At 68.0% G+C, this 13255-nt stretch carries 12 protein-coding genes and 2 tRNA genes; 4 read left to right on the top strand and 10 right to left on the bottom strand.

Annotated elements, in window-relative coordinates; all coding sequences use genetic code 11:
* The first annotated feature begins 10 nt into the window (after positions 1 to 10).
* Both Tharo_RS10145 and Tharo_RS10140 read left to right on the top strand, forming a co-directional pair.
* On the top strand, positions 11 to 250 hold the full coding sequence (locus Tharo_RS10145) for a ribbon-helix-helix domain-containing protein (protein ID WP_107221075.1): 240 nt from the start codon (positions 11 to 13) through the stop codon (positions 248 to 250).
* Positions 250 to 666 carry a putative toxin-antitoxin system toxin component, PIN family gene (locus Tharo_RS10140; protein WP_107221074.1) on the top strand — a complete coding sequence of 139 codons (417 nt, stop codon included), beginning with the start codon at positions 250 to 252 and terminating at the stop codon, positions 664 to 666. The genes Tharo_RS10145 and Tharo_RS10140 overlap by 1 nt, the downstream gene beginning before the upstream one ends.
* Before the next feature lie 164 nt (positions 667 to 830).
* Here Tharo_RS10140 and Tharo_RS10130 read toward each other — a convergent pair.
* The 9 genes from Tharo_RS10130 to Tharo_RS10090 all read right to left on the bottom strand — a co-directional run bounded on the left by Tharo_RS10130 (position 831) and on the right by Tharo_RS10090 (position 9600).
* A tRNA-Val gene (locus Tharo_RS10130) sits at positions 831 to 905 on the bottom strand.
* Positions 906 to 976: 71 nt separating this feature from the next.
* A tRNA-Val gene (locus Tharo_RS10125) sits at positions 977 to 1051 on the bottom strand.
* Between the two features lie 194 nt (positions 1052 to 1245).
* Complete coding sequence (locus tag Tharo_RS10120) at positions 1246 to 2460, bottom strand: amidohydrolase family protein (protein ID WP_107219595.1); 1215 nt, start codon at positions 2458 to 2460, stop codon at positions 1246 to 1248.
* Positions 2461 to 2462: 2 nt separating this feature from the next.
* Positions 2463 to 3365 carry a dihydropteroate synthase gene (locus tag Tharo_RS10115; RefSeq protein ID WP_107219594.1) on the bottom strand — a complete coding sequence of 301 codons (903 nt, stop codon included), beginning with the start codon at positions 3363 to 3365 and terminating at the stop codon, positions 2463 to 2465.
* The gene (locus tag Tharo_RS10110) at positions 3362 to 5458 is read right to left on the bottom strand and encodes an ASKHA domain-containing protein (RefSeq protein ID WP_107221073.1); all 2097 of its coding nucleotides are present in this window, start codon (positions 5456 to 5458) and stop codon (positions 3362 to 3364) included. Before Tharo_RS10110 ends, Tharo_RS10115 begins: the two co-directional genes overlap by 4 nt.
* The gene (locus Tharo_RS10105; RefSeq protein ID WP_107219592.1) at positions 5455 to 6129 is read right to left on the bottom strand and encodes a hypothetical protein; all 675 of its coding nucleotides are present in this window, start codon (positions 6127 to 6129) and stop codon (positions 5455 to 5457) included. Before Tharo_RS10105 ends, Tharo_RS10110 begins: the two co-directional genes overlap by 4 nt.
* A 28-nt stretch (positions 6130 to 6157) precedes the next feature.
* Positions 6158 to 7426, bottom strand: coding sequence for a uroporphyrinogen decarboxylase family protein (locus tag Tharo_RS10100; protein WP_245880873.1), 1269 nt, complete (start codon positions 7424 to 7426; stop codon positions 6158 to 6160).
* Complete coding sequence (locus Tharo_RS10095) at positions 7423 to 8103, bottom strand: cobalamin B12-binding domain-containing protein (protein ID WP_107221072.1); 681 nt, start codon at positions 8101 to 8103, stop codon at positions 7423 to 7425. Before Tharo_RS10095 ends, Tharo_RS10100 begins: the two co-directional genes overlap by 4 nt.
* Before the next feature lie 36 nt (positions 8104 to 8139).
* Complete coding sequence (locus Tharo_RS10090; RefSeq protein ID WP_107221071.1) at positions 8140 to 9600, bottom strand: methylenetetrahydrofolate reductase C-terminal domain-containing protein; 1461 nt, start codon at positions 9598 to 9600, stop codon at positions 8140 to 8142.
* A gap of 529 nt (positions 9601 to 10129) precedes the next feature.
* Here Tharo_RS10090 and Tharo_RS10085 point away from each other — a divergent pair.
* Together Tharo_RS10085 and Tharo_RS10080 are read left to right on the top strand one after the other, a co-directional pair.
* Positions 10130 to 11491 (top strand): MFS transporter, encoded by a 1362-nt coding sequence (locus Tharo_RS10085; protein ID WP_107221070.1) that lies wholly within the window; start codon positions 10130 to 10132, stop codon positions 11489 to 11491.
* Between the two features lie 156 nt (positions 11492 to 11647).
* Positions 11648 to 11917, top strand: a complete 270-nt coding sequence (locus Tharo_RS10080; RefSeq protein WP_107221069.1) for a biotin/lipoyl-containing protein — start codon at positions 11648 to 11650, stop codon at positions 11915 to 11917.
* 33 nt (positions 11918 to 11950) lie between these two features.
* On the opposite strand, the gene Tharo_RS10075 is transcribed toward Tharo_RS10080, so the two are convergent.
* Positions 11951 to 13237, bottom strand: coding sequence for an MgtC/SapB family protein (locus Tharo_RS10075; protein ID WP_107221068.1), 1287 nt, complete (start codon positions 13235 to 13237; stop codon positions 11951 to 11953).
* Positions 13238 to 13255 lie beyond the last annotated feature (18 nt).

The following is a 13255-nucleotide window of genomic DNA, read 5'->3' as shown; positions in this document are numbered from 1 at the left end:
GGAGTCGAAGATGGCAAGCACACGTTGGAACGTGGCGGTCTCCACCGAAACCGACCAGGCATTGCGGATGTTCCTGGCAAGCCAGGGCGGAGGGCGCAAGGGCGATCTGTCGCGCTTCATCGAAGAAGCGGTGCGGGCGCATATTCTGGAACTGAGCGCAGAGGAAGCCAAGGCCACCAGCGCTGGCGTAAGCGAGGCGGATCTTGCTGCGATGGTTGACGAGGCGCTTGACTGGGCCAGGGCGCAGTAATGCGGGTGGTGCTCGACACCAACATCCTGTTCAGTGCGCTGATTTCGCCACACGGGGCACCGGATGCGATTTACCGTGCCTGGCGCAGCGCGCGCTTCGAGCTTGTGACCTCCCGCGCGCAACTTGAGGAAATCCGCCGCGCCAGCCGTTACCCCAAGCTGCAGGCGGTGCTGCAACCTGTCAAGGTGGGGGTGATGATCAACAACCTGCAGCGGGCCCTCGTGCTGGAGCAGTTGCCGCACCATTTCGAGGCGGACGACCCAGACGATGCCTTCTTGCTGGCCATGGCCGGCGCGGGCAACGTGGACTATCTGGTGACCGGCGATCGCCGGGCTGGCCTGCTGCAGCGCGGCCACTTGGGCCGCACCCGCATCCTGACGCCAACGGTGTTCTGTACCGAAGTGTTGAAAGCCTGAGCATCACCGGGGTGATCTCCCGGCAGGCCAAAGTCCGGCTTGACCAGCTCGCCCGCCCCCTCGCGCGGAAAGGTGCGCGGAACCGTGGGTGCCTGCCCATCGCAAAAGCCATGCAGCAGAAAGCAAAAAGCCAGCTCGCGAGAACTGGCTTTTTGCAGGTGTTCTGGTGGGCGATAGTGGGATCGAACCACTGACTTCCACCGTGTGAAGGTGGCACTCTACCGCTGAGTTAATCGCCCTTTTCTGGAAACTGTTTTCCGTACAGTTTCCGTACAGCTTCGCGGAAGGTCCAGTAAGTTCTTGATTTTACTGGTGGGCGGTACTGGGATCGAACCAGTGACCCCTGCCGTGTGAAGGCAGTGCTCTACCGCTGAGCTAACCGCCCTTCCGACAAAGAGCGCGCATTCTAGAAGGCTGAGAACTGTCCGTCAAGGTTGGTGCCAGATCACGGCCGTATCCCAGACCGGACGGCCGCTACCGCTCCCTCGTTCCAGGCCGCGCTCGGCCGAGCCCCCACCCTTTCCCGGCATCGGCGGCGAAGATGCCGGGACAAGGCTTTGCCGTCGATGATCTGCGCGCTCATTGCAGCGCTTCTCCTTCGCAGGCCGGCTGCCCCGCCCAGGCACGCAAGGGCGTGCGCAGCGCACCGATGTCCTCGAACGGCGAGCGCTCGAGCAGCAGCGCATCGAAGGGCGCGCCGCGTTCGAGGCGCGGGTGGGGATGGCCAAAGTGGCGGCGGGCGGTGGCGGTGGCGGCCTGCAGCACTTCGGCGGTGGTGAGGCCCGCTTCGAGGTAGCGCTCGATTTCCTCATGCACAGCGTGGCCGTGCTCGACTCCCATGCTGCCGGCGTCGGTGCCGAGCAGCAGGCGCACTCCGAGCTCGCGGGCGATGAGCAGGTGGCGCGCATGTTCGTCGAGGATGCGGCGCAGGTTGCCCACGGTCTGTGCCGACCACCCCACCGCCTCGGGCTGCGCCCACTGGAAATGCACCGGGCAGAAGGTCGGCGTCCATGCGACGTCATGCTCGGCCATCAGCGCCAGCAGGTCGCGGCGCATGAAGAAGCCGTGCTCGATCGAGCCGACTCCGGCGCGGGCGGCGATCTCCAGTCCGGCCGCGCCGCTGCAGTGGACCATCGTGGTGCGCCCGCAGGCGCGCGCGGTGTCGACCACCAGGCGCGCCGCGGCCAGATCGAACTGCGGCTCGTCGGTGACCGCGCCGGCGTCGAAGTCGATGATCCCGGTCAGGATCAGCTTGATCTCATCGCTGTCGCGGGCCAGTTCGCGCACCGAGTCGCGGATCGCGGCGTCGTCGGCGACGTCGCGCGCCATGAAGGCGCCGTAGCGCTTGGGGCGCTTGACTCCGAGCCCGGCCGAGCGCACCCGGGCAAGGCCCGGGCTGTGGGCGGCTTCGTCGCGGAGCCGGTGGTTGATGCCGTGACGATCGCCCGCGTCGCGCACCAGGGTCACCCCGCAGGCGAGCGCCTGGCGGGCGCTCGCGCGGGCGGCGTCGACCAGGTCCTCGACCGGCTTCTTGAGATGGGCGGCGCGCTGGGCGCCGTCGGTCGGGGCGCCGTCGAGGAACAGGTGCACGTGGGCATCGACCAGCCCGGGCATCAGAAAGCCGCCACGCACGACCTCCATCCCCTGGGTGGCGAGCGTCGCGCCGAAGTCGCCCGCGGCGATGTCGGCGATGCGCCCCTCCTCGATGCGGAAGGTGAACGGGCCGTGCGCGTGCAGGCGCTCACCGTCGAACCAGCCGTCGGCGACGACGGCAAAGCGATCGGTCGGGATCATGTTCAGGCCTTGTAGAGCTTGCGCACCGCGCGCAGCGCGTTGCTGCCGGTAGTGTCGAGGAAGTTGCGGTAGGCGGTGAGCACGTAGTCGTCTTCGGCCAGCGGCGCATAGCCGCGCCACGGGGTGCCGAGCACGGTGTCGAAGCCGTGCGGCACCGCCAGGGTGAGGAAGGCGTTTTCCAGCCCGTGCTTGAGGTCCGAGCCGTCGGCGGCCTTGGGCGGGAGCTGCTGGCCGATGTTGGACAGTCCGCCCATCATGTGCAGGCCTTTCAGGTCCGGGTCGGCGCCGATCAGGCGCACCGCGTCGAGGGTGGCGCGGTTCAGGCCCTCGGTGTCGGCGATGATCGCGCTCACCGACAGGTCGACGAAGACGTGATCGAGCGCCATGCCGTATTCGTCGCGCAGGCGCAGCGCCGCGCGCCGTGCGGTGGCGGCGATGTCCTCGGCGGTCTTGTTGTTCTTCGCCACGCCGTCGGTGACGCGCTCGGAGGCCATCACCATGACCCGGAACGGCAGGTCGCGGTAGAGCTGCATCGCTTCCCAGCGGTGTTCGGTGATGGAGTTGACGATCGCCAGCTCGCCGCCGGTGCGCTCACGATCGTAGGTGGTGAGGCACAGGGCGAAGAGCTCGGTGGTGGGCACATCGAACGACAGCGGCACCGCGACCACGTCCTGGATGGCGCGAATCACGTCGACCAGGAAGCCACGGTCGGTCATCGCCTGCGGGCCGATGTTGACGTTGAGGGCGAAGGCGCCGGCCTCGACCTGCTTGAGCGCGAGCGCCTGGATGGCGGCGAGGTCCTTGTCCTCGAACATCGCGCGCGTGCTCTTGAAGCCGGGGTTGATGCGCTCGCCGATGATGCGGATGCCGAAGCGGTTGGTTTCGCTGAGGGTGCTTTCAGTCATGACGGACTCTCTTCAGTGGCGGTGCTTGGGTTGGCGCAGGCCGTCGTCGCGGCGGCCTCGGAGGGTTCGGATATCTCGGGGGGCTCGGCAAAGCCGATGTGGCGGAGGAAGACGTTCTGGAAATCGGCGCGGGCGTTGAGCGCGCACGCCTGCGCGGTGCGTGCCAGTTCGCGCGCGTGTTCGCGCTCGGCGCACGACCGCAGCAGGTGGCGCACGCCCTGCCCGGCGGCGTTGCCGACCTGGACAAAGCGGCTGCGCGGCAACGGCGGGAACAGGCCGATGTCGATGCCGCTGTCGATGTCGAGGTAGGCGCCGAAGGCGCCGGCGAGGATGAAGCACTCGATCGCGTCCTCGGCGAGCCCGGCTTCGGCCAGCAGCAGCTCGGTAGCGCTGCGGATCGCGGCCTTGGCCAGTTGCACCGCGCGCACGTCGGCCTGGGTGAACAGCACTTCGGGGGCGAGCTGGGCGGCACGCCGGCCGTCTTCGCCGCTGACGATGTCCGGGTGGGTGGCGCTCAGCCGGCCGCGGGCATCGAGCAGGCCGCCGCGGCGCAGCGCGGCCACCGCGTCGAGCACACCCGAGCCGCACAGCCCGACCGCCTCACCGCCGCCGATGGTGTGCACCGCCAGACGCCCGTCTTCGAGGGTGACTTTCTCGATCGCGCCTTCGGCCGCGCGCATGCCGCAGCCGATGTGCCCGCCTTCGAGCGCCGGCCCCGAGGGCGAGGACGCCGACCACAGCCGGCCGCGGTGGATGAGGCTGATCTCGGTGTTGGTGCCGATGTCCATCACCAGCGCGCAGCCGAGTCCGCGCCAGCGTGACTCGGTGGCGAGCAGCGCGGTGACGTGGTCGCCGCCGATGAAGCCGCCGATGTTGGGGGCGACGTGGACCCAGGCGCCGGGGGCCACGGCGAGCCCGAGCTCGCGCGCGCTCAGGTCGACGCTGTCGCGCAGCGCGGCGACGAAGGGCGCGCGCCCGAGCTGGCGCACTGGCAGGCCGAGCAGCAGGTGGTGCATGGCGGTGTTGCCGCACACGGCGACATCGACGATGTCCTGCGGGCGCTGGCCGATGCTGGCGCACAGGTCGTGGGCGAGCGCATCGATCGCCTCAAGTGCGGCGGCGCGCAGGGCCTCGGCGACCTTGGGATCGCCCGCCGCATGGTCGATGCGGCTCACCAGGTCGGCGCCCCAGGCGGTCTGCGGGTTCTCCACGCCGAGGCGGGCGAGCGTGCGGCCGTCGTCCAGATCGACGAGGAAGGCGGCCAGGTTGGTGGTGCCCAGATCGACCGCCAGCCCCAGGCTGCGCCGCCCGCTCGGGGCGAACGCGATCAGCGCCCCGCCCCGCTGCCAGGCGCGCAGGCGGCAACGGGGGCCGCTGCCGGCGCGCAGCACGGTGGCGAGTTCGGCGGTGGCAGCGGGGGCGACGGTGAGCGCGCGCGGGGGCGCTGCGAGTGTGGCGGCGTCTTGCGCAGCCGGAATCATCCGCTGCCCGGCTTCGTGCGCTTCCCGCTCGCGGCAAGCGTCGAGCACGCGGTCGGCATCGGCGCGATCGTCGGCGAGGCTGGGCGCGGGGACGTCGAGCTCGTGCGCACGGACGGCGGGGTCGAGCGCGAGGGCGGGAGCGGCCTCTTCGCCGGCGAGCGCGCTTTCTTCCTCGGCGCGCACCACCGGCGCCAGCGAGCGCGCGCCGATCTCGACGGTGCAGTCGCTGCGTGCGCCGATGCGGCAGGCGCGCATCCAGCGCCGCCGGTTCGTCGGCCGCCCCTCGTCGTCGAGGACGATGTCGAAGCCCTGCGGGCCGCGCCCCTCGAGCGGGCGCAGCGCACCCTCGCTGACCCGCACCATGCAGCTCGCGCAGGTGCCACGTCCGCCGCAGGCGCCGACGATGCGCACGCCGTGGCGGCGGGCGGCGTGAAAGAGGCTCTCGCCCGCTTCGCAGGCGATCTCGCGTTCGAGCTGAGGGAAATACAAGCGGTAGGACGCGTTGGGGGCGCCGGTGTCGACGGGACGGCCGGACTCGGGCGCCGCATCCGCGGGGAGGTTGGACTCGGTCGCCGCGTCCGCGGCGCGGGCATGCTCCTGGCTGCGGTTCATGCGGGAATCTCCTTGCGCCGGCGCGCGATCGTGCACCGCGGCGCCGAGGGGCAGGCGTCGCAGCGCGACCAGGCGGTGGCGGGGAGCGCGATGCCGACCCCGTGCACGCTGGTGCACGACTTGAGTGGATGAAGCGCGCCCGCGGCACTGGCGCGCATGCCGATCGCTGCGCCGTCGGCGAGCTGGAGCACGGTGGCCTGGGCGTCGAGCGCGAGTCCGGGGTCGCCCGCGGCGAGCTCGCCGGCCACGCTCAGGCCGCGACGGGCGGCCTGCGCGACCAGGCGGTCCTGGGCGTGGCGTACGAGCGCGAGCAGCAGCGCGGTGCCCAGCTCGTCGAGGGCGAGCGCGGCGGCCGGGCGGCGGGCGGCGAAATGGGCCCGCACGCGCTCTTCCAGGCGCGGCCCGAGCGTGCACGCCACCGCGCCGAGGGCGGTGAGCCGGCCCGAGGCCGGCACCAGGCGCGGGGCATGCAGGCACTGGCCGCCGGCACGCAGGATCGCGCCTGGCGGGGCTTCGAGCGCGACGATGCGCACACTGTAGGCAGGCTCGACGAGGGCGTCGGCGCACACTTCGGCGAGCGCCGCCGCGCGCCGGCGCTGCGCTCCGGGACGCTCATCGGGCGCCGGCGGGGGCAGCTGGCGCAGCAGGCTCGCGCAGCTCAGTGCGGACATGGTCGCGGACTCCAGGCGCTCGCGTGCGTCAGCCGGCGTACTTGCGCGCGGCAGCGTACATCGCGCGCACGTTGTCGACCGGAGTCTCGTCGGGAATGCCGAAGGCGGCGTCGAGGATCAGCTTGCCGCCCTTGTTCCAGACATTGTCGACCAGGTGCTTGACCGCGGCATCGACTTCTTCGGGGCGGCCGGTGGTAAGCAGCGACGGCGACAGGTTGCCGCGCAGCGCGACCACGTCGCCGAGCACCTCGAAGGCCTTGACCATGTCGGTGCGCTCGAACCAGTAGATGCACTTGCCCGCGGGCACGTCGCGGATCGTCTCCAGGCGCTTGGTACAGTCGGCTTCCCACAGCGGCATCGGGATCAGGCCGGCGTCGATCAGGCCGATCAGCATCTTGCGGAACGGCGGCCACCAGAAGGTCTGGAACTGCTTGTCCGACATGAAGGCGTCCGGTGCCCAGTGGATCGGGATCATCACGATCGGATGGCCGGAGGCCTGGGCGGTGGCGATGGTCTGCCGGGTGAGGAAGATCGAGGCCTTGTCGAGCAGCGCGAGGAGCTTGTCCTTGTTGCGGTAGAGGTCCTTCATCATGCCGGTGGCGCCGCGGAAGTAGTCGGCGATGAAGTCGTACGGCGACACTGCATTGACGCCGTTGATCAGCGGGAAGCCGTGGGCCTTGATGCGGGCGTTGAAGTCGGCGCCGTGGGCGGCGAAGGTCTCCACCTCCTCGGCGGCGCGGATGATGCGCTCGAAGCTGGCACGCACGTCGGGCTTGGCGAACGAGCGGATGCCGTTGATGAGGCGGAAGTAATGCAGGCCGGGGAAGATCGGCAGCTGGTCGATGCCTTCGAAGGCGCTCGCCACCCGCGGCAGGTATTTGTGCAGGTAGAAGCCGGTGGGGTCGAAGAGGAACTCGTCGTACTCGTCGGCCAGCATGTATTCGCGGTCGAGGTACTGGAAAGGCTGGTTCTCGTCGACGCCGTGGCCGGGCCACTGCAGCTGCTTGAAGCCGATCGCCTCGAGCGAGCGCCCCGAGGCCACTGCGGCGACAATCGGTGCGCAGGCGTCGGGCTCGAATTCGAGCACCGCGCGCTCGGCCAGCGCCTTGGTCTTTTCGTAGTCGTACATCAGCTCCTTGCAGCTGATGTTGCCGTATTTCTTGGCGAGCCAGAAGGTGGCGTAGAACGCGGTCGGCATGCGGTCGGGCTGCTTCAGGGCGACGCAGTCGAGGATGCGCTGCCAGCGTTCGTCGTAGGCCACCTGGGCGGCGGCGCTCGCTTCGATCGGCGCGTTCATGCCGCCACCCCCAGCCAGCGGTTGCACAGGTTGACCGCCTCCACCGCATTGACGCCGAAGCCGTCGGCGCCGGTGTAGGCGCGCACGGTCTCGTCGATCTGGCCGCCGCCGACCATGATCTTGAACTGGTCGCGCAGCCCTTCCTTCTCGAAGGCTTCGACGGTCTCCTTCATCGAGTCGAACGCCAGGGTCAGGAAGCCGGACAACGCCACCACGTCGGGCTTGAAGCTGCGCACCTCGTCGAGGAAGGTGGCCACCGGCACGTCGATGCCGATGTCCTTGACCTCGTAGCCGTTGATATCGAGCATGAAGCTGACGATGTTCTTGCCGATGTCGTGGAGGTCGCCGTGCACCGTGCCCACCAGCACGCGGCCGAGCTTCTTCGCCCCTTCGCCCTCGCCGTCGACCAGCAGCGGTTTGGCGATGGCGCCGACCTGCTCGAGCATCTCGCCGGCGAGCACCAGCTCGGGGAGGAAATATTCGCCTTCCTCGAAGCGCTTGCCGACGATGTCCATCGCCATCCGGCACAGTTCGAGCACGCGCAGCGGGCTCTTCTTGTCTTCGAGCAGCATCCGGTTGGCCAGCGCCAGCGCATCGTCCTCGTTCATGTCGGCCAGCCACTCGACGAGCTCGCGCTCTTCGCCTTCCAGTGCGTTCAAAATGTCCTGTTCGCTCATGGTGTCTCCTCCTTCGGGTTGTTGGTCATTCAAGTGTCACGCTGCGGCCAGCCGCGACGACGCCGGGGCGGCGCCAGGATCGGCCTCATCGACGGCCGGCGGCGGCGCGCGCAGGCCGGCGTCGACGATGATGCGGGCGAGCACCGCTTCGTTGCGGTGGCCCATCAGATGGACGCCGGCCACGCCTTCGATCGCGGTCACCGCGCGGATGATCTCGATGCACGCCTGCTTTGCTTCGGCCTTCTGGTCGGGCGCGGCCTCGATGCGGGCGAGCAAGGCTTCCGGGATGAACACTCCGGGGACGTTGTTCGCCATCCAGCGCAAGGCCTTCGCCGAACCCAGCGTGCCCACGCCGACGAGGATGTGCGCCTGGCGATGGAGGCCGCGGCGGCGGACCTCGGCCATGAAGTCGGCGAAACGCTCGACGTCGAAGCAGAACTGGGTCTGGATGAAGCGCGCCCCGGCGCGGATCTTCTTTTCGAGATTGGCGACCCGGTCCACATAAGGAGGCACGAAGGGATTGACGGTGGCGCCGATGAAGAGGTCGGGCGCCTGTTCGAGCTTGCGCCCGGAGGCGAATTCGGCGCGGTCGCACATGCCGCGCGCTACATGCAGCAGCGACACGGCGTCGAGGTCGAACACCGGTTTGGCCTGCGGATGGTCGCCGCGGCTGACGTCGTCGCCGGTCAGGCACAGGATGTTCTTCACGCCGAGCGCGGCGGCGCCGAGCAGGTCGCCCTGGATCGCGATCCGGTTGCGGTCGCGGCAGGCGATCTGATAGACCGGCTCGAAGCCGTGGGTGGCGAGGATCGCCGAAGCCGCCACGCTCGACATGTGGCAGTTGCCGCCGGCGCCGTCGGTGATGTTCATCGCATCGACGAGGCCGCGGAACAGTTCGGCGCGCGCCAGCAGCGCGGCCGGATCGGCCGAGTCCGGCGGGGCGATCTCGACCGTGACCACCGGGCGCCCGGCGGCGCAGCTGCGTTCGAACAGGCTCTGCTCGCTCTCTGGGGTGATGCGCTCGCCCACCGGGGGCTGGAACACCGGCGCCGGACGCCCATGGACGACCTCGATCCAGGTCGAACGTCCGCGGCGGCGCTGGTCGATCGCCGGCAGCAGCGGCGTCGGATGGGCGAGGTGGTCTGCGGCGATGCGCTTCGTGCCTTCGGTTGCCTCCACCCAGACGCAGCGCATCCCGGGCTCGACTTCGCACTGGCCGTCGGCGCGCACCCCGCCGCACGGGCCGTTGCGCATCTGCTTGGCGCAGTTCATCGGGCAGGCCATGCCGGTCGAGGACAGCACGCATTGGCCGCACATCCGGCAGTCGAAGAGGACGTTTTTCGCGCTCCGCTCGAGCGGCCGCAGCAGGACTTCCGCCCGTCGCTCTCCTACCCGGTGCACCAGCGGCGCCAACCGCGGCGCCAGCCGCGAGAAGAAGGTATACAGCCGATGCAGGGCACGGGCATTGCGAACCGACCAGAGACGTACCGAGTACATCGTATACAGGCTCCCGCTGACAGTGGATGCGGCCGGAAAGCCGTCGCTACGGCTTTTGAAGCGCCAGGCGCTGACCGGTCTTGATGGGAAGATGTATACAACTCAGCAGAAAGGCGGTCAATCGACGTCGCAGGAAGTTTGGCCAATCTTCACAACAGATTGATATTTATCAAAAGAAAGCCATGAAAAAGCCAAAAAACCGTTCGACGCCAAACAATTCGTAAATTTTATTTAAATTTCTGTATACAAATAAACAAGATTGATTGATTTCCAACTATATTTTCCAGGTGTCGCGGCAAAAACGGGCGACACCGGCCGAATCCACTACGGATGGAGCGGATAACCGGCATGAAGAGGCTTTTCCAGGCTTGTTATTCGTTTATTTGTTGATCGTTATATAAAGAAATTACTAATACCTTCATTGACACCCCAAATCTGATGAACGAGCATTCAACTTCCGAATGAGGCGGTATTCGTTTCCGTGATACCCCGCCTCGACCACATCTCGAAAACAGAACCCGGAGTTCGCATGAGAGCTGTTGACGTCAACAAAATCATCGATGAAGCAAGATTCAACCGATTCCACTGGACCGTGCTGTTCTGGTGCGCGTTGATCATCATCTTCGACGGCTACGATCTGGTGATCTACGGCGTCGTTCTGCCCAAGCTGATGCAGGAATGGCAGCTGCCGCCGCTGCAGGCCGGGGCCCTGGGGAGCTACGCGCTGTTCGGCATGATGTTCGGAGCGCTGATCTTCGGCCCGCTGTCCGACCGCATCGGGCGCAAGAAGGCGATCGCGATCTGCGTGATCCTGTTCAGCGGCTTCACCTTCATCAACGGCTTCGCGCGCAACCCGCTCGAATTCGGCGTGTGCCGCTTCCTCGCCGGGCTCGGCATCGGCGGGGTGATGCCCAACGTCGTCGCGCTGATGAGCGAATACGCTCCGCGCAAGATCCGCAGCACGCTGGTGGCGATCATGTTCAGCGGCTACGCCGTCGGCGGCATGCTGTCGGCGGGGCTCGGCATCTACATGCTGTCGAATTTCGGCTGGCAGTCGCTGTTCTTCGTCGCCATCGTTCCGCTCTTGCTGCTGCCGGTGATCCTGCGCTTCCTGCCCGAATCGGTCGGCTTCCTGGTGCGTGACCAGCGCGAAGCGGAAGCCGGCCGGATGCTGGCCCGGGTCGAGCCGTCGTTCCGTGCCCAGGCCGGCGACCGTTTCGTGATCGAGGCCGCCAAAGGGCAGAAAGGCTCGGTCGGGCAGTTGTTCACCGAGGGCCGGCTGCTGAGCACGGCGAGCTTCTGGGTGGCGTTCTTCTGCTGCCTGCTGATGGTGTACGCGCTCGGCTCCTGGCTGCCGAAGCTGATGAACTCGGCCGGCTACGCGCTGGGCTCAAGCCTGGGCTTCCTGCTGGTGCTCAACTTCGGCGCGATCTTCGGCGCCATCGGCGGCGGCTGGATCGCCGACCGCCTGCACCTGCGCCGCGTGCTGACGGTGTTCTTCGCCATCGCTGCGGTCTCGATCAGCCTGCTCGGCTTCAAGAACCCGACCGTGGTGCTGTATGGCGTGGTCGCCATCGCCGGTGCGACCACGATCGGCACGCAGATCCTGCTGTACGCCTATGTCGCCCAGTACTACCCCATGCACATCCGCTCCACCGGCCTGGGCTGGGCCTCGGGCGTCGGGCGCATGGGCGCGATTCTCGGCCCGATCCTGGGCGGCATGCTGATGGCGGCGGAGCTGCCCCTGCAGATGAACTTCCTCGCCTTCGCGGTTCCCGGGGTGATTGCCGGGCTGGCGATCTCGCTGGTCGGGCGCAGCGCACGGCATGCCCCGATCGAGAAGAGGAACCTGGCGTTCGCCGCCGAAAGCGGCAAGATGGAAGTGGACTGAAGCCCCCCTGCCCGCCTTTCCAGGTCCCGAGGCTGGCTTCGGCAGAGGCACGGCGGGCCGGGCAAGGCCGGAAAACATCGGACGGCAACCGGGAACGCTCCTCGGGCGGGATGGGCGGACGTATAGTCCACCCTTTACCCGACCGCGGAGCGTTCGATGCTTTCAGCCGTGGAAATCAGGATTCCGAAGTATCCCGAATGCTGGAGCAGCTGCGGCAACTGCGCCAACGGCGACATCATCGTCCAGAGCGTGCTGATCGCGGCGGGCGACCGGGTCGCGCGCGACGACACCCTGATCGTGCTCGAAACCGGCAAAGTGGCACTCGACATCCCCAGCCCTTACGAGGGCGTGATCACCGAAGTGCGGGTCGGCGAATACCAGAGCGTCAACGAAGGCGATGTCATCGCCCTGATCGAGCGCGACTGACTCGCGCCCGTCCCCGGCACAGGCGCTGCCGGTTCAAAGCGCGGCCCCCCGCAGCCCGACCCAGACCATGCCGCTGCCCAGACCCAGGGCCACAGCCCCCATCCCGGCGGCCGCCTTCAGGCCCAGGGCCCGGCCACCGATCGCCACCGCCATGCCGAGCTTGAAGCCGAGGTTGCCGATCATCGCGATCCCGATCGCGATCACGGTCGGCACCAGTTCGAGGCGCTCGAGCGAGAACAGGCGCAGGCTCGACAAGGTGATCGCATCGACATCGGTCAGGCCCGACACCAGGGCAAGCACGTACAGGCCGCGGTTGCCGGCGAAATCCGACAGCCAGGCCGCGCACAGCAGGACCAGCGCGTAGAGCGCACCGAAGCCCAATGCCGTCTTGAGCTCGGTTGGGTTGTTCGTCGCCGGCAGCACCGCTTCGCCACGCTCGAGCAACTGCCGCCAATGCCACACCGCCCCCAGCAGCCCGAAGACGAGGCCGGGCAGCACCACCGGCAGCAACGATCGCATGACTGCGGGCGCAACGACGGCCGCGATCACGCCGACCCGCAGCACCATCACCAGGTTCGCGACTACGATCACCAATGCCGCGGTCGCCGTCAGGGACGGAGATTCATTGGCCTGGCGGGCATACACCATCGTCGTCGCGGTACTCGAAGCCAGGCCGCCGAACACGCCGACGAACACCGACCCGTAACGGACGCCGACAAGTTGCAAGGCCGCGTAGCCGGCCAGGCCCACGCCCGAGATCAGGACCACCATCCACCAGATCTGGTGCGGATTGAGTGCGCCATAGGGGCCGAACTCCTCGTTCGGCAGGATCGGCAGGATGACCAGTGACAGCACCCCGAACTGCAGGATCGAGATCCAGTCGCGGCCGTCGAGCCGGCTCGCGATCCCGCGCAGCTGGGCCTTGAAGTACAGCAGCACGGTCGTCGCCACCGCCAGCATCACCGCCAGCTGGGCATGGCCGAACCAGGTTGCGGCGCCGAAGCAGTAACACACCACCAGGGCGGCGACCGAAGTCGTGCCGGGGTCGGACGGGTCGGGGTGACGCAGATAGGCGGTGATGATCATCAGCGCGACGATCAGCAGCCCGGCGACGAAAGGGGCGAAGCTGGCCAGCTGCTGGCCGAGCATCGCGGTCAACGCACCGAACATGCCCACCAGGGCGAAGGTGCGCAGCCCGGCGCGCGCCGACGGCACGCGCTCGCGCTCGAGGCCGATCAGCAGGCCGATTCCGGTCGCGATCAGGAAAGCCTCGATCTGGCCGGCATCGAGTGGAATGGCGAGCGGGATGTCGTGCGGCATACAGTTGGCCGGGCGTCC

The sequence above is a fragment of the Thauera aromatica K172 genome, from assembly GCF_003030465.1.
Classification (GTDB): Bacteria; Pseudomonadota; Gammaproteobacteria; order Burkholderiales; family Rhodocyclaceae; genus Thauera; species Thauera aromatica.
Note: the sequence above shows the minus strand (reverse complement) of the source record. Positions and strands in the feature narration are given on the sequence as shown.